General features: G+C 38.0%; 12 protein-coding genes and 4 pseudogenes. 8 read left to right on the forward strand and 8 right to left on the reverse strand.

Features of this window, described 5'->3' with window-relative positions:
• The 3 genes and pseudogenes from N824_RS34300 to N824_RS14330 all read right to left on the reverse strand — a co-directional run.
• Window positions 1-421, reverse strand: a pseudogene (locus N824_RS34300) (SusC/RagA family TonB-linked outer membrane protein); the annotation flags it as partial.
• Between the two features lie 40 nt (window positions 422-461).
• Window positions 462-1,775 (reverse strand): annotated as a pseudogene (locus N824_RS34305) (carboxypeptidase-like regulatory domain-containing protein).
• Window positions 1,776-1,971: 196 nt separating this feature from the next.
• Window positions 1,972-3,126 carry a FecR family protein gene (locus N824_RS14330; protein ID WP_048905848.1) on the reverse strand — a complete coding sequence of 385 codons (1,155 nt, stop codon included), beginning with the start codon at window positions 3,124-3,126 and terminating at the stop codon, window positions 1,972-1,974.
• Window positions 3,127-3,252: 126 nt separating this feature from the next.
• Between N824_RS14330 and N824_RS14335 the strand changes: the two genes are divergently transcribed.
• The 8 genes from N824_RS14335 to N824_RS14370 all read left to right on the forward strand — a co-directional run bounded on the left by N824_RS14335 (window position 3,253) and on the right by N824_RS14370 (window position 12,246).
• A complete protein-coding gene (locus N824_RS14335) occupies window positions 3,253-3,837 on the forward strand; it encodes an RNA polymerase sigma-70 factor (protein WP_235207132.1) in 585 nt (194 codons plus the stop codon).
• 157 nt (window positions 3,838-3,994) lie between these two features.
• A complete protein-coding gene (locus N824_RS14340; protein WP_048905849.1) occupies window positions 3,995-6,391 on the forward strand; it encodes a heavy metal translocating P-type ATPase metal-binding domain-containing protein in 2,397 nt (798 codons plus the stop codon).
• Window positions 6,388-6,570, forward strand: a complete 183-nt coding sequence (gene ccoS, locus N824_RS14345; RefSeq protein WP_048905850.1) for a cbb3-type cytochrome oxidase assembly protein CcoS — start codon at window positions 6,388-6,390, stop codon at window positions 6,568-6,570. Before N824_RS14340 ends, ccoS begins: the two co-directional genes overlap by 4 nt.
• Before the next feature lie 69 nt (window positions 6,571-6,639).
• The gene (ccoN, locus tag N824_RS14350; protein ID WP_048905851.1) at window positions 6,640-8,751 is read left to right on the forward strand and encodes a cytochrome-c oxidase, cbb3-type subunit I; all 2,112 of its coding nucleotides are present in this window, start codon (window positions 6,640-6,642) and stop codon (window positions 8,749-8,751) included.
• 181 nt (window positions 8,752-8,932) lie between these two features.
• Complete coding sequence (locus N824_RS14355) at window positions 8,933-9,730, forward strand: cbb3-type cytochrome c oxidase N-terminal domain-containing protein (RefSeq protein ID WP_048905852.1); 798 nt, start codon at window positions 8,933-8,935, stop codon at window positions 9,728-9,730.
• 2 nt (window positions 9,731-9,732) lie between these two features.
• A complete protein-coding gene (gene ccoG, locus N824_RS14360; RefSeq protein WP_048905853.1) occupies window positions 9,733-11,130 on the forward strand; it encodes a cytochrome c oxidase accessory protein CcoG in 1,398 nt (465 codons plus the stop codon).
• Window positions 11,131-11,134: 4 nt separating this feature from the next.
• Window positions 11,135-11,563: a FixH family protein gene (locus N824_RS14365; protein WP_048905854.1), complete on the forward strand. Its 429-nt coding sequence runs from the start codon at window positions 11,135-11,137 to the stop codon at window positions 11,561-11,563.
• Window positions 11,560-12,246: a sulfite exporter TauE/SafE family protein gene (locus N824_RS14370; RefSeq protein WP_048905855.1), complete on the forward strand. Its 687-nt coding sequence runs from the start codon at window positions 11,560-11,562 to the stop codon at window positions 12,244-12,246. Before N824_RS14365 ends, N824_RS14370 begins: the two co-directional genes overlap by 4 nt.
• Window positions 12,247-12,253: 7 nt before the next feature.
• Here the strand turns inward: N824_RS14370 and hemN are convergent, their stop codons facing one another.
• The 5 genes and pseudogenes from hemN to N824_RS14390 form a co-directional block, all read right to left on the reverse strand.
• On the reverse strand, window positions 12,254-13,615 hold the full coding sequence (gene hemN / locus N824_RS14375; protein ID WP_048905856.1) for an oxygen-independent coproporphyrinogen III oxidase: 1,362 nt from the start codon (window positions 13,613-13,615) through the stop codon (window positions 12,254-12,256).
• The gene (locus tag N824_RS14380) at window positions 13,605-14,075 is read right to left on the reverse strand and encodes a lactate dehydrogenase (protein ID WP_048905857.1); all 471 of its coding nucleotides are present in this window, start codon (window positions 14,073-14,075) and stop codon (window positions 13,605-13,607) included. The genes hemN and N824_RS14380 overlap by 11 nt, the downstream gene beginning before the upstream one ends.
• 81 nt (window positions 14,076-14,156) lie before the next feature.
• The gene (locus tag N824_RS37360; RefSeq protein ID WP_306413899.1) at window positions 14,157-14,309 is read right to left on the reverse strand and encodes a helix-turn-helix domain-containing protein; all 153 of its coding nucleotides are present in this window, start codon (window positions 14,307-14,309) and stop codon (window positions 14,157-14,159) included.
• A gap of 34 nt (window positions 14,310-14,343) precedes the next feature.
• Window positions 14,344-15,222, reverse strand: a pseudogene (locus N824_RS14385) (response regulator).
• A 2-nt stretch (window positions 15,223-15,224) separates the two neighbouring features.
• Window positions 15,225-16,364 (reverse strand): annotated as a pseudogene (locus N824_RS14390) (PAS domain S-box protein).
• Between the last annotated feature and the right edge of the window lie 121 nt (window positions 16,365-16,485).

Below are 16,485 nucleotides of genomic sequence, written 5' to 3' on the forward strand. Positions count from 1 at the left end.
TGTCGTAAGAGCCTGCCTGGTACCAAAATGGACTATAACTTCGGCTAACATCAAAGAAACTATTTCTGGTTATGTTAAGCAGTGCGTTCACATTTAAACCCTTTGTAATGCCCGACAGATCTTGTTTGGCTTCAAATTGCGCAGACATCATTGATCTGGATGAGTTTTTATAACCCTTTACCAATTCCGAATAAGGATTTAAAAGGTAGCTGCCACTTCCATCATCATAATTACCAAACATAATATGTTTCACATAGGAGTGATCTTCATCAACAGGATAATAAGCAGGAAAATAAACCGGATTGGTACGCATTACCCTTCTGTAAATAGAAGCACCATCACTAATAGGCCCTGTATAATCATCAAAACTACCGCTCATTCTAACGATAACTTCTGTACTTTTAGTCAGGTTTACATTCACATTAGAACGTAGTGTATAACTCTTTAAATCAATATTACTGTTAARRWWAWKTCKMTWNTMNASCKWMMRRMTGSMRWWMTCMNTKWYTRMASSARCMAGCAATRWWRWAMCTGGCTACACCACCACCTCCACTTACGTTTAAATTTGCACGCTGGTTCATGGTATAATCGTTAAAAAGAGCCTTCTTCCAATCTGTAGCCGGATACATATAAGGATTTACACCAGCAATCGTATTGTCTATTTTTTGATCTGTGTAGGGTAAAACACCCAAGGGGTCACGTGTAAGTACGGCCTCATTATTTAAACGCATATAGGTGATGGGGTCCGCAATTTCAACATTGCTTGTTGGTGCTGAAACTGAGTTCTCCAGCCGTACGCTTATAGCGGCTTTTCCTACTGTTCCTTCCTTTGTAACGATTAAAATAACGCCGTTTGCAGCCCTGCTTCCATACAATGAAGTTGCTGTAGCATCTTTCATAATTGAAAAACTAGAAATATCATCGGCCTGTAAACGGGCAAGATCGGTTGTAGCAACCTCAATTCCATCTATCAAAATAAGGGGGTCCTTTTTATATCCAAAAGAGGTCACACCACGAATAAAGAATTCGGCATTATCTGCCCCTGGTTCCCCACTTCGCTGATAGGCTATAATACCTGCTGCCTTGCCGGCTAAAGCGGTGGTAAGATTACTTGAAGGCACCTTTAATTCCGACGGTTTTATTGAGGTAACAGAACCAACCATGTCGGTTTTCTTTTGCTTACCAAAAGCCACCACGACAACCTCATCCAAACCATTATCGGACGATTTAAGTGTTACATTAATTACGTCTTTTCCTTTTACCGGTATTTCCTGAGTCTGGAAGCCTACCATTGAAAATATGAGGATTGCATCATCGTTAGGAATGTCGAGAATGTATTTGCCATTCTCGTCTGTTGTGGTTCCTTTTTTTGAACCTTTTATCGTTACAGATACACCGGGCATTACGCCAAGAGAATCCCGGACTGTTCCTTTAATATCCTCTCTGGGTGCTGTTACTATATTTACGGGTTTAACAATAGCAGGTGGCTCTTGTACTACTATTGTTTTTCCATTGATAACATAGGTTAAACTTTGGCCTGTAAAACACTTATCCAAAGCTTCTTTGAGGTAAACGTTTTTTACCTTAATACTAACTGGTGCAGACTGTTTTAATAGACTCGAACTGATAATAAAACTATATCCCGTTTGTGTTCTTATGTCATCAAAAATCTCTTGTAAAGAGGCTTTTTCTTTATTTAAGCTTATTTTCTGGGCATAAGTAGTGCCATAAGCATGTATAAAGGTGGTGATCATTAATATACAAATTAGCTTCATTACTAAAAGGAATTTAAATGGCATGCGGGGTTTATTACCGCAAGGGATTACATTATAAAATTTATACATTTGAATGTCAGCTTTAATTATAATTGGTTTACGCGAATTGATTTAAGTTACCTCTGGCACAATGCCCCGGGTGCTTCGAACATCCGGGGCTTTTTATTAGGGTAACTGTTATGATTTGATAGTGTACTTATTTTGCCATAACAATAACCCTCCTTCCTTCGATCTTAAATTGAACTTCTCTTGTTAATTCCATGTTTTTCAGTAACTCACTTATATTATCGTAGCGATTAACTTTACCAAAAAAACCTTTATCCTTCATGTTACCCCTGAATTCGACCTCAACATCGTACCAACGGGCGACTTTTGCCATAATGCTATAGATGTCTTCATCCTGAAAAACGAAGTATCCATTTTTCCAGGCAACAGCATCTTCTACATCCACATTCTTAACTTTCATCCCACCGGTTGCCGAAGAGATGCCAGATTGACCAGGCTTCAACATTGCTTCTTTTTTGCTATTCTTTAACTTTACTGAACCTTCTAATAAGGTAGTATTTACATCAGCTCTGTCATGGTAACCATTTACGTTAAAATGGGTACCCAATACTTCTATTTCAGTACCTTCAACCACTACTCTGAATGGCATTTTCTGGTTATGAGCCACTTCAAAATATGCTTCTCCGGATAATTCAATTTTTCGTTCCCTGCCATTAAAAACCGCAGGAAATTTTATCGTAGATTCAGCATTAAGCCAAACTTTTGTATTATCTGGCAATAAAAGCTGATATTCTCCACCCCTTGGTGTACTAATGGAATTGTATGGAACAGATTTAGGGTCTACAAAGCTTGATTGGGATGAGTTATAAATTACCTGCCCCTCTCTGGTTTTTGTAATTACCGTATTTGCCTGGTTTGCAACAATTCCATTTTGAGAGTTATCAAGTATGATTTGCGAACCATCCTGTAAGGTTAATACAGCTTTTTTGCCGCCTGGAGGAATGCTTTTTTTCTGCACGGCTACATCTGTTGGCGCAGAGTTAGTCTTTTGTGATGGATTTATGGATAAATAAACGCCAATTCCAAGCATTATAAGAATAGCAGCAGCGGCAGAAAACTTATGTCTGTTGAACCAGCTAAGCTGGTGTCTTGGATGGATTTCATCATAAAATCGCTTGTACATTCTTTCTGATACTTGCTTCTCATCTCCCAGTTTATTTTCATCCCAGGGAGCGTTATCAATAGAAAATTCATCATTGTATTGCTCAAAGAGTTTTTTTTCCTCCTCAGTGCAAATACCTAATGTGTACTTTTCATACAACAAAACGTATTGTTCTTTTGTCATGGTTTATAGTTGGTAACTCTATAGTGTATAATTATGATTGGCACACACATACTTTTAAAAATTATTTTTTTTTATTTTAAAATGTATAGCTTAGTGACTACCAAATTAAACCAACCTAGTGTCGTTATGGACCATGAACTGTGGGAAGCTATTCAAGGAAATAGTGAGCGGGCTTTTGCTGCATTATTTCATCGCTACTCAGCTAAAATTTATAGCACTGCGTATTCCTACATAAGGGATTCGGTTGTTTGCGAGCAAATTGTTCATGATATATTCATCACACTTTGGTCCGGTCGACATACACTTCAGGTACAATCTTTTAAAGCCTATTTAACATCTGCAGCCCGATACAGAGTGTACAAGCATATGGCCACCAGTAAAATATATCCAATTGATTATAAAGAAAGTATGGAAGATGGTTTTTATGAAGACTGTACCTCCCAAAACGAGGGATATAACAACTTAATCAACAAAGAGATGGAATTGGAGGTGGATTCTTACCTGGCTCACCTGCCCCAAAGATGCAGACAGATTTTTTTGATGAGCCGCAGGCAATTCCTAAGCAATGAAGAAATAGCAAACGAATTGGGTATTTCTAAACGTACTGTAGAAAATCAGATTACATATGCACTTAGACATTTACGTTTCTCATTAAAAGATGTATCTGTTATCCTGATTATTCTTGAAGGATTATCCCGTTTAAATTCTTAGGCTCAAGGATTAAAGCTTGTACCCCAAACAATGAAACTTTTCCAATACTTACCGAAATTGCTTAACCGAAAAGTGATGTACATCATAAATAGTTAAGATCACCATCACTTTTGCGTTTTACTTAAATGCGGAACTTTGAAGCATACTTTCAATATAGATGCTAAAAGAAAACGTAACTTCATCAGAGACCCATTGTTTTCATTGCGGAGAGGATATTATAGTCCGGCAATACACACATAATGACAAACAATTTTGTTGTTCCGGATGCAAAACTGTCTATAACATCTTAACAGAGCATAACCTATCAAACTACTACGTTTATAATAAGATTCCCGGAAAAACTCAAAGTAAGATTACCTCAAATTTTGATTATCTGGAAGTGACACAGGTTGTCAGTAAGCTGGTTGATTTTGAAGATCAATTCAGAACAATTGTAACGTTATATATACCTGCCATTCACTGCAGTTCATGCATTTGGTTATTAGAACACCTCCATCTTTTGCAATCAGGGATATTACAGTCAAGAATTGATTTCCTTAAAAAACAGGTTTCTGTTACCTTTAAAAACGACGAAATTAATTTAAAACAGCTGGTACAATTGCTCTGTTCAATTGGTTATGAGCCATTGATAAGCTTTCAGGATATCGTAAAAAAAGGGCAATCGCGGAAAACCGAAAGAAGCCTCATTACCAAAATTGCTGTAGCGGGATTCTGTTTTGGTAATGTGATGCTTTTAAGTTTCCCTGATTATTTTGGTCTTGGCGATTTCGAACGCGAATTTAAGGATTTCTTTGGATGGCTTAATCTTTCATTTTCTTTACCTGTTGTTTTGTATAGCGGTAAGGAGTATTTTGTTTCTGCGTGGACAAATTTAAAAGCAAAGAGACTGAACCTTGATTTTCCACTAGCGCTTGGTATCCTGGTTATGTTTCTACGCTCAGCTTACGAGATCATCTCGCAAACCGGAGCTGGGTTTGTAGATACACTTTGCGGACTGGTTTTCTTTCTGTTAATAGGAAAGTGGATGCAGGAAAGAACTTTTCATCACATCTCATTTGAAAGAGATTACCGGTCCTACTTTCCTGTAGCTGTAACTACAATCAACCACGGCGTTGAAAGGCCAATACAGCTTAGTGATTTAAAAACGGGCGACAGAATTCTTATCAGAAGTCATGAAATTTTGCCGGCAGATGCCATTTTGTTGAAAGGCGAAGCTGAAATAGACTTTAGTTTTGTAACAGGAGAATCTATTCCGGTAAAAAAGACTCTTGGAGAGATTATTTATGCAGGCGGCCGACAACTATCAGGTTCAATTGAAATGGAGGTATTAAAACCTGTGTCGCAAAGCTACCTTACGCAACTCTGGAATAATAATGCTTTCATTGAATCTAAAAAGCGCATCAAAACATTTAGTGATACCGCCAGCAGGTATTTTAGCATAATACTATTAATTATTGCATTAAGTGCAGGTATTTTCTGGATTTCGACAGACCCTTCTAAGGCATTGGCATCCTTTACGTCAGTTTTAATTATTGCCTGCCCATGTGCTCTGGCCCTAAGTTCGCCGTTTACGCTGGCAGCTGTATTATCAGTTTTTGATAAAAACAGATTTTTTCTGAAGAATACCTCAGTGGTTGAAGAGCTGGCACGTATTAATACGTATGTGTTTGACAAAACAGGTACTATAACTAATCCAAACGCGGCAGGGCTTCAGTTTAATGGGACTATTATCGATGGCCAAATGCAATTAATCAGCGACCTGGCAAGAAATTCTGGACATCTCCTTAGTCGAGAGTTAACAAAATTTATACATAAGCCTGCGATCTATTCAGTGCAGGAATATACCGAGAAGATTGGAAGAGGTATCAGTGGAAAAGTTAATGGAAATTATGTAAAATTGGGAAGTTCTACCTTCCTTAACCTTCCACTGAAAAGCTCTTCTTCCGGCAGTTCTATACATGTAATGATCAATGATGTATATGTGGGTTTTTTCACCATCAGACAGCAATGGAGAAATGGTTTTAAAGAATTGATGCTAAAGCTAAGTATCGAAGCCGATTTACATCTGCTGTCGGGAGACCATGACCACGAAAGAAAGCAGCTCATCCCCTTTTTCGAAGATAGCCGCAAACTACATTTTGAACAATCTCCTCAAGACAAACTTGATTATATCCAGCAACTTCAAAAAGAAGGAAAGAAAGTTTTAATGTTTGGCGACGGACTAAATGATTCAGGTGCACTTAAGCAAAGTGATCTGGGTATTGCCATTACAGACAACATAAACAATTTTTCTCCAGGATGCGACGCCATACTGGATGGCTTATCATTTCATAAAATCCCTCAATTTATTCAACAAGCTAAAGATGGGGTAAAAGTAATCAGAATGTCCTTTATCATTTCCCTGATGTATAACACAGTCGGACTATATTTTGCCGTACAGGGACTTTTATCACCATTGATGGCGGCGATACTGATGCCATTAAGTACCATCACAATAATCCTGTTCACTTCTGTTGCAGTAAGATTATTTGCACATAAAAACAAACTATTATGAACATGATCTATTTACTTATCGGCTGTAGCATTTTATTAGCCTTGTTGTTTCTTTTGGCTTTTTTTTGGGTAATTAAATCGGGCCAGAATGACGACACATTTACCCCCGCAGTAAGAATTCTCTTTGATGATGAGGTAGCCGAAAAGGAAATAGAAATAAGTGACGAAGATCATACTTAGCTAAAATTTTGATCACGTATTGCCAAATCCGGCAGGATTAATTTTACAACCGTTAACTATATTTTTAATATGACTGAAAAATTCTATTACGACAATAAGATCGTCAGGAACTTTGCCGTAGCCACCATTGTTTGGGGCATCATTGGCATGACTGTCGGGCTTTTGGCTGCAATGCAGCTTTTTAAGCCCGAGCTAAACATGGGTTCACAGTATACAACTTTCGGACGCATCAGACCTTTGCATACCAATGCTGTAATTTTTGCATTTGTAGGCAATGCAATTTTTATGGGGGTTTACTATTCCCTGCAACGGTTGTTAAAAGCAAGAATGTTTAGTGACCTCCTGAGTAAAATTCACTTCTGGGGCTGGCAGCTTATTATCGTTTCTGCAGTAATTACACTTCCATTAGGCTTTACATCATCTCATGAATACGCTGAACTGGAATGGCCAATTGATATTGCCATAACAGTGATTTGGGTGATTTTTGGAATAAACATGTTTGGTACGATTATCAAAAGAAGAGAACAGCACATGTATGTTGCCATATGGTTTTACATAGCAACCTTTGTTACCGTAGCTGTTTTACATATCGTAAATTCATTTCAATTGCCAATATCATTGTTTAAAAGCTATTATTTGTATGCTGGCGTTCAGGATGCTTTAGTTCAATGGTGGTATGGCCACAATGCTGTAGCCTTCTTTCTAACTACTCCGTATTTGGGAATGATGTACTACTTTCTTCCAAAAATGGCTAACCGCCCGGTATATTCTTATAAGTTAAGTATCCTGCACTTTTGGTCGCTAATATTCATATACATTTGGGCAGGCCCTCACCATCTCCTATATACTTCTCTACCATCATGGGCACAATCCTTAGGCGTTGTGTTTTCTATTATGCTCATCGCGCCCAGTTGGGGAGGTATGATTAATGGCTTGTTAACCCTTCGTGGAGCATGGGATAAAGTGAGAGAAGATGCCACATTGAAATTTATGGTTGTAGGGTTAACTGCATATGGCATGGCCACCTTTGAAGGCCCCATGCTCGCTCTAAAACAAATTAACGCTATTGCACACTACACTGACTGGATTGTTGCCCACGTACACGTAGGTGCATTGGGTTGGAATGGCTTTTTAACTTTCGGTATCCTGTACTGGTTAATACCTAGAATTTACAGAACACCCCTTTACTCAAAAAAACTTGCTGCATTTCATTTCTGGATAGGAACACTGGGAATTATTTTCTATGCAGTACCCCTTTACTTTGCCGGTTTCACACAAGGATTAATGTGGAAACAGTTTACCGAAGATGGGATGCTTAAATACCCCAACTTCCTTGAAACCTTATTGCAGATCATTCCAATGTACGTATTAAGGGCTGTGGGTGGCGCCATGTATTTGATTGGTGTAATCGTAATGACCTATAACATTATTAAAACCGCCAGGACAGGAAAATTACTTGCAAACGAACCCGCTGAAGCGCTTCCGCTTTCAAAAACTTACGAAGCTGTAGGTTCAGACAAAAAAATTCACAGAATATTAGAACGAAAACCAATGGTATTTATGGTATTGTCTTTAATAGTGATCCTAATTGGGGGGATGATTGAGATGATGCCAACATTTACCATAAAATCAAACATCCCTACTATTAGTAGCGTAAAACCTTATTCGCCGCTCGAATTGCAGGGAAGGGATCTTTATATACGGGAAGGTTGTGTTAGCTGCCACTCCCAAATGATAAGGCCTTTCAGGTCCGAAACAGAAAGGTATGGTGAGTATAGTAAAGCCGGTGAGTTCGTATATGACCACCCATTTCTTTGGGGTTCTAAACGTATCGGCCCTGATTTGGCAAGGGAAGGCGATAAATATTCCAATGCATGGCATTTTAATCACTTACTGGATCCACAAACCATGTCGCCGGGAAGTATTATGCCCCCCTATGATTGGTTGATCAATCAAAAACTCGATACGACTACAACCATTGCTAAGATTAATGCTATGCGAACCCTTGGTGTTCCATATGAACCTGGATTTGAAAATAAGGCGAATAGTCATCTTAACAATCAGGCACAGGAGATTGCTGCAGACCTGGGCAAAAGTAATGTGCGTGTTCAAAGCGACAGAGAAATTATTGCAATTATAGCCTATCTGCAAAGATTAGGTACAGACATTAAAGCTAAGTAGACCTAAAATTCTTAAAGATGTTTAAACAATTTTTAAATCAGGTAGATGGTAGCCAGGTGTATTTAATAACATCACTTGGCATATTCCTATTATTCTTCATTATGGTAGCAGCATTGCTTTTGGTAATGAAAAAGGACAAGATTAAGTATATGAGTGAATTACCTTTAAAAGATGATATACAATGACAGATATGTTTATCTGGGCCTTACTGATTACCGCAGTATTGCTCCTGGCAGTATCAATGCTGCTTCTAAAGGTAATTAAAGTGTATGTGCATGAAAGCCTGAACCCGACTCAGTTCGCAACGCCTGAAGAAAAAAGACTAAGACGTATTGCTGCTGAAAAGGCCGAAATCGCACGACCTAAAAAACCATCAATATGGTTAAAATTAATGGGCTTGCGGCCAATAGCTGAGGAAAAGGATATTGTAATGGAACATCAATTTGATGGAATCGCAGAGCTCGACAATCCTACTCCTGCATGGTTTATGGTTCTATTCTATGGAACCATCATTTTCGCCATTATTTATTTATTAAGCTACCACGTATTTGGCTTAGGCAATTTACAGGAAGAAGAATATGCAATAGAGTTAAGACAAGCTGAAGATGCTAAAATTGCTTTCCTTCAAAAACCAGGAAGCGCTGCAAATAAAATAAATGAGAACAATGTAGAGCAATCCAAAGATGCCGGAGTTCTTACTGCCGGAGCCGGACTTTTTAAAACTGCCTGCGCTCCGTGCCATGGTGAGCATGCAGAAGGTTTGGTTGGGCCAAACTTAACTGATGAGTTTTGGATTCATGGTGGTACTGTGAAGAATATTTTTAAAACCATTAAATATGGAGTACCTGATAAAGGGATGATTGCATGGGAAAAAACACTTAAACCTCAACAAATTGCCGACCTGGCCAGCTACATTATCTCTCTTAAGGGTACTAACCCTGCCGGAGCAAAGGCACCACAAGGTGTAAAACAGAAATAAGAATGTCACAAACACCAGCACATTTTAGAGATCAGGTATCCACACTTACTGATGATGGCCTGAAACGAAAATGGATTTATCCAAAGATAATAAAAGGAAAACTGTACAAATACCGTTCTGTGGTTAGCTATTTTTTCCTTTTATTGTTGATTTCTGCTCCGTTTATAAAATTGAACGGCGAACAACTTGTGCTTTTAGACGTAATAGAAAGGAAGTTTGTTTTTTTTGGAATTATTTTCTGGCCACAGGATTTTTATCTGTTTGCTTTTGCTCTTCTGATTTTCATCGTATTTATTGTTTTGTTTACAGTAATATTTGGAAGGGTATTTTGTGGATGGGCCTGTCCGCAGACCATATTTCTTGAAATGATATTCAGAAAAATAGAAAACTGGATAGAAGGAGATCACAATCAGCAAAGAAAACTCGATGCAGCACCATTAACCTTCAGTAAGTTCCTTAAAAAGACGTCAAAGCATTTTCTTTTTTTCTGTATCTCATTTCTGATCTCAAATGTCTTTCTTGCATATTTGATAGGATCCAATAAACTGATCAGCATTATTACTGAACCCGTAAAAGACCATCTTTCAGGATTTATATCGATATGGTTATTTTCATTAGTATTTTATCTTGTGTTTTCGAGAATGAGGGAACTGGTTTGTACTGTAGTATGTCCCTATGGCAGATTGCAAGGGGTTCTACTGGATAACCAGAGTATTATTGTTGCTTATGACTATGGGCGTGGTGAACCCAGAGAAAAAATAAATAAGGGGCAGGATACTCACTCAGGTGATTGCATTGATTGCAAATTATGCGTTCAGGTTTGTCCTACTGGCATTGATATTAGAAATGGTACTCAATTGGAGTGCGTTAACTGTACTGCATGCATAGATGCCTGCGATATGGTTATGACAAAAGTTAATAGGCCTTTAAGACTTATTGGCTTCAAATCGGAAACTGAGATTAAGGAAAAAACCACCTTTAGGATTAGCAAAAAAATATATGCATACAGTGCAGTACTTACAATTCTGACAATTATTCTATCTTTTATGATAATAAGACGATCAGATGTGCAAACAACCATTTTGCGCGCAAGCGGAACATTATACCAGCTTAGAGATAAAGACCAAACCGTAAGCAATCTGTATACTGCAGAAATGGTAAACAAAACAAATAAAATTGTAGAATTTGAAATAATACCTGATGATGAACATGCACACATTCAGTATATCCAAAAACCAGATGCTATTGGTTATGGAGGTAGTACAAAAGCAACTTTTTTTGTGGTCCTGCCCCAAAGAATAATCAAAAAATATAAAACTAAGATCAGTTTCAAACTGCGATCTGAAAAGAAAGTGGTAGATAGATTTGAAACTACATTTATAGCACCTGCTAACGATTAAAAATATGAATTGGGGAACGAAATTAATTATTGGAATGCTGTCATTTATGGCTTTTATTGTAATTCTGGGTGTACTAATGATTCGTAGCGAAAATGATGCTTTGGTTGATAACGATTATTATGAGAAAGGATTAAGTTACAATGACGAATACCTGCAAAAAGAGCAGGTTATAAAAGATAATGCAGCGCCGGATATAGAATTGTCCGGTGATCATTTAACAATAACGTTTAAGACCCAAGCTACAGGCACATTAAAAATAATGCGTACAGCAAAAAAAAGCATGGACAGGATGATGAATTTTAAGACTGATAGTACCAGCAGTATAATTCTGAAATCTACGGACCTGGCAAAAGGACATTGGAAGTTTATCGTACAATGGAAGACAAACAACGGGAAAACATATTTAGATGAACAGGAGGTTTTAATGCCATGAGTAATGAAAAGCTTGCATTTTTTATTGGATTATTAGGCTCTCTTCATTGCATTGGGATGTGTGGACCATTAGCTTTTGCGGTACCATTAAGGCATTCAGGCTGGGCCCATTTGTTGTGGAATAAATTGATTTATCAATTAGGCCGTCTCATTTCGTATTGTTTGCTGGGCGCATTAGTTGGTTTGGTTGGAAAGCAAATATGGCAGGCAGGGATTCAGCAAGGCATTAGTGTGCTCAGTGGAGTGCTGATCATATTAGCTGCATGTTCAAGATTGTTTAAGTTTTCTTTTCTTAAAGAAACTCCTTTAAAAATATTAAATCCATTCAATAGGCTATTCAACTATGCCTTTAAACATAAATTAAACCACCTAATAATTGGAATGATAAACGGTCTGTTGCCATGTGGATTCGTTTATCTTGCATTAGCTGGAGCATTAAATACAGAGAGCGTTCAACAAGGTGTCATTTATATGTTTTGGTTTGGAGTAGGAACAATACCATTAATGCTGGGGGCGGCAATTATTGTCGGGTTTTCGGGTTTTACTTTTAGAAGGTCGCTTAATAAAGTTGTGCCATATGCTATGCTAATTCTGGGTTTCTGGTTTTTATTAAGGGGATTCGAATTAGACATCCCCTATTTAAGTCCGCAAAAACCAAATTCCAATACAGTAGAATGCAGATAAAACGATATTAATCTGCCAGGCTAAACAATTGAGTGTTGGGTTCATTTGCCCAAAGTCTGGCATCAAAAGCCATGCATATATTCCTTAAAAATCTCTTTCCATACGCTGTAACCCTGACATCATGGTCTGAAAGCATTACCAAGCCATCCTGGGCCAGCCATTTCAATCTTTTAATGCCTTCGTCTACTTTCTCATTCATTTCCTCTGGTTTTTTCCAGGATGTATACCCTCTACACATCAAATTCAAAATATGCTTTCGAATTACAAGATCGGTATCATTTAAAATGTGGCCTTTTGTAATCGGCAATTCTCCATTACTAACAACACCCATATATTCTTCAACATTCTTTATATTTTGCGCAAACGCCGTCCAGCAATCGCTTATAGATGAAACCCCTAATCCAATTAAGACTTTGCTAAATTGTTCAGTATAGCCCATAAAATTCCTGTGTAACTGGCCATTTAATTCAGCATGATATAAACTATCGGTTTTGAGTGCAAAATGATCCATGCCTATCTCCGAATACCCACCCGCAATCAGGTTACGTCTTCCCATCTCATATAAACTCTTTTTCATTTCTGCCGATGGCAACTCTTCTTCTGTGTATTTGCGCTGCCCGGGTTTTACCCATGGAACATGGGCATAACTATAAAATGCAATTCTATCCGGCTTTAACCTTAATACAGATTGTATTGTTTTGTCCAGACCAGTTAAAGTTTGAAGCGGAAGTCCATAAATCAAGTCATAATTAATGGATTGATAGCCAATCTCCCGTGCTTTCTTTGTTACCAGTTCAACTGATCGGTAAGACTGAATTCTGTTGATTATAACCTGTACTTTTTTATCAAAATCCTGAATACCCAGACTTAACCGTCTGAATCCGAGTCTATATAAAAGGATCAGATGTTCTTCGGTAGTATTATTTGGATGACCTTCAATGCTAAATACAGCATCTTTATGTAAATCTGATGTACTTACAAGGCCGTTAATTAATAATTCCAGATTCTGAGGACTAAAAAAAGTCGGTGTTCCTCCACCCAGATGTATTTCCTTAATTACCGGCTTAATTCCAAGATGGTTACGGTAGATTTCCCACTCCTTTAATACAGCAGTAATATAAGGGATTTCTACGCCGTGATTTTTAGTAATCCTGGTGTTACATCCACAATAAGTACACAAACTTTCGCAGTAAGGCAAGTGCACATATAAACTCAGCCCTTCTTTGCTATTCTGAACTGCTGCAATGAGGTTATAGATCCATTTATTCTTATCAAAACGCTGCGCATCCCAAAATGGCACAGTAGGATAGCTGGTATATCTTGGTGCAGCAACGCGGTATTTATCGGTGGTCAAGCTGCTATTTATCATCCCTGTCAGATTTTACGTTAAGTTCTTTATTATGCTGATCACAAGATCTGGAACATATGCAGGCCTCTCCCAAGCATTTGCTACCTTCCCACTTATCCAAATTGTTGATAGTTTGTGATGCAAGTGCCATTGGAAGTTCATTTTCGGGAATACCACTTAGCGCCCAGGGCGGAACGCTGGCAATTTTAATATTATGACTAGAAGCCTCCTTGTGATCTATATGTGAACTATCTATTGATCTGGTTGCAATATATTTAATACCCAGATCAGCTAACTTATGGATTACATTGGCTGAAACATCATCATCAGTAAACACAACAACGGCGTCCTTACCCTCTGCATAAAACACCGTTTCTGCACACAGTGAATTGGATATAAGTGTAATTTCGTGTTTCTTGCGATTGGCTATCGCCAATGGCTCCTTTTCAGTTGACTTAATACTATACGCTACAACTCTCATTCTATTGATTTTATCTATCAAAATTAAGCCGTAGCTTACTTGCAAAGAATGAGGTTAATCACATCAAATTAGTGATCTTCGTCAGTTTTTCATGGTATGTAATTTTAAATGATCAAGAATTAAGATCTGACTCCCCTTTCGTTCAATCAATCCTTCATCCTTAAAATCGCTTAAAATTCTACTCACAGTTTCAGTCGCCATTCCTGCCATTGAAGCCAAATTATCCCTAGACATACTTAGTATCACAGTATCCACTAAAGTTTCCTTATTAGCACTTAACCTGATCAATACNTCKGMMNATSCRNNNTCTCASTKWATSAKASKCYAGCTGAAGCAACTGTTCTTCCTTATCCAATATATTATTGGCTAAGAGTCTGATAAACTGAGATGCAACTGCAGGGTATTTATTTAACAAGGGTTCCAGAAAACCCTTTGGAAGAAGACACAGGGAGGTATCTTCCATAGCCTCACTTGTTTCCCGGTAGTTCTCATTCGCTAATAAAGCGGCAACACCAAAATACTCATCTGCGCTATATATTCCGGTTAATAATTCCCTGCCGTCATCAGCAATTTTAAAAGTTTTTATACTTCCGGAAATTACGAGATAAATACCATTTACTGGATCTCCGTCATAGTAAACAACCTGTTTCTTTTTGATTTGCCTCACCTTTCGCTCAGCAATTAACTTTGAAAGTTCCTCGAGTCCTCTATTACCACTCAAAAGATGATCCAATTTATCAAGCGACTGACTGTATAATTGCTTTTGCAAGTCTCTTTTCTTAATCCGGCTCTCTATGGCATTTAAAAGTTCTACATCATCAAATGGTTTGGTCAAATAATCATCCGCGCCCATTTCCATCCCTTTTCTTATATCAATCCGCTCGGTCTTGGCGGTTAAAAAGATGAAAGGTATAGCTGATGTCTCAGGGGTCTTACTTAACAGATACAATACTCCATACCCGTCAAGTTCGGGCATCATAATATCACATAATATCACATCAGGTACATATTTTATGGCAAGTTCTATCCCCTGCTTGCCATTTTCTGCCTGGAGCACTTCATAATTCCCAAGCATTAAAATTTCAGAAGTGCTTTCTCTGATATCGTTGTTGTCTTCGATAATAAGTATCCTTGTTTTCTCCCTCATCGCTATTTATTGAATGATAATGTGAACTTAGTTCCCTTATTAAGCGTACTGGTGAAACCCACAGTCCCCTTCATTAACGTTGCATACCTTAATACAATATTTAACCCTAATCCGGTGCCGGGAATATTTCCGGTGTTGTTAGCCCTGAAAAAGGGCTGAAAAAGATCTCTTTGATCCGATTCGGGGATCCCGATGCCGTTATCGTTAATCGTTACGATGCATGTTTTATCCGTAATTTCGGTGTTAAATTCAATAAAGGTATGTTCACCGGAATACTTAATTGCATTTGAGATCAAGTTGATCATGCAGTTCTTAAGCAAGTTTTGATCAAGATAAACTATACTATCCAGGCCGGTATGCTGATAAATTATGTTTTGTTCTTCTTTAGCGATCATTTGCATCTCTTCGGTTATTTCTTCAGCTAACTTAACCAGGTCAAATGACTGGAAAGAAGGTTCGACGTTGCCTGCTTCAAGCCGTTCAAGAGAAAGAAAATCATTCAAAATGGTCGTAAGATTACCTACGGCATTTTTTATCTTGCTTACATGCTTTCTAATGTTTTCATTATCATAGGGTGTGGCATATTTTTCGATAAGAACGGAAGACAATTGTATGGAGCTTAAAGGAGTTCGGAATTCATGAGAAGCCATAGAAACAAAACGGCTTTTCATTTGATTCAATTCCTTCTCTTTCACCAGAGAAATACTCACCTCTTCTTTTGCAACTCTTAATGCCTGAACCAACTCTTTTAATGATCTTGTACGCTCGTCAACAAGGCTTTCAAGCTCAGCTGCATATTCCTTTAACCGCTGTTCTGCTTCTTTTTCCTTTGATAGATCATGGATAAAACCAGTGTATATCGTTCGGTGGTCATAACGCACTTCACTTACTGCCAAGCGAAAAGGAAAGGTTGTACCATCCTTGCGCAATCCCCTGACTTCTCTGCCCTTGCCAATGATACGCTTTTCGCCAGTGCTTTGATAACGGTGAAGATACCCATCATGTCCACTTTTATCAGGCTCAGGCATTAGCATTGAGATGTTATTGCCAATAACTTCTTCAGCTGTATAACCAAAAAGCTTTAACGCGGCAGGATTAAGACTTTCTACTATTCCTCTGTGGTCAATMNTKANGAWKKYCANCWATTKNASTMTSAWTWWKNTKMYKTWAGNNGCYTNGMTNCSGTNNATANTYWTYSKTTGTAYMNNTRTWRTARATGNACGAWCWKRNCTRASMKAAYSMRRAWSNTAKYAWRYWSWRWYC

Origin of the sequence: Pedobacter sp. V48 (assembly GCF_000523515.1) — a bacterium.
In the GTDB taxonomy this organism is placed as follows: domain Bacteria; phylum Bacteroidota; class Bacteroidia; order Sphingobacteriales; family Sphingobacteriaceae; genus Pedobacter.

What these genes read in the sequence shown, in the direction of transcription:
- ccoG (WP_048905853.1), top strand. Translation starts at nt 9,733, where the DNA reads ATGTCACAAACACCAGCACATTTTAGAGATCAGGTATCCACACTTACT.
- N824_RS14340 (WP_048905849.1), top strand. Translation starts at nt 3,995, where the DNA reads ATGCTAAAAGAAAACGTAACTTCATCAGAGACCCATTGTTTTCATTGC.
- N824_RS14330 (WP_048905848.1), bottom strand. Translation starts at nt 3,126, where the DNA reads ATGACAAAAGAACAATACGTTTTGTTGTATGAAAAGTACACATTAGGT.
- N824_RS14380 (WP_048905857.1), bottom strand. Translation starts at nt 14,075, where the DNA reads ATGAGAGTTGTAGCGTATAGTATTAAGTCAACTGAAAAGGAGCCATTG.
- N824_RS14335 (WP_235207132.1), top strand. Translation starts at nt 3,253, where the DNA reads ATGGACCATGAACTGTGGGAAGCTATTCAAGGAAATAGTGAGCGGGCT.
- N824_RS14365 (WP_048905854.1), top strand. Translation starts at nt 11,135, where the DNA reads ATGAATTGGGGAACGAAATTAATTATTGGAATGCTGTCATTTATGGCT.
- ccoN (WP_048905851.1), top strand. Translation starts at nt 6,640, where the DNA reads ATGACTGAAAAATTCTATTACGACAATAAGATCGTCAGGAACTTTGCC.
- ccoS (WP_048905850.1), top strand. Translation starts at nt 6,388, where the DNA reads ATGAACATGATCTATTTACTTATCGGCTGTAGCATTTTATTAGCCTTG.
- N824_RS14355 (WP_048905852.1), top strand. Translation starts at nt 8,933, where the DNA reads ATGACAGATATGTTTATCTGGGCCTTACTGATTACCGCAGTATTGCTC.
- N824_RS37360 (WP_306413899.1), bottom strand. Translation starts at nt 14,309, where the DNA reads ATGTCTAGGGATAATTTGGCTTCAATGGCAGGAATGGCGACTGAAACT.
- hemN (WP_048905856.1), bottom strand. Translation starts at nt 13,615, where the DNA reads ATGATAAATAGCAGCTTGACCACCGATAAATACCGCGTTGCTGCACCA.
- N824_RS14370 (WP_048905855.1), top strand. Translation starts at nt 11,560, where the DNA reads ATGAGTAATGAAAAGCTTGCATTTTTTATTGGATTATTAGGCTCTCTT.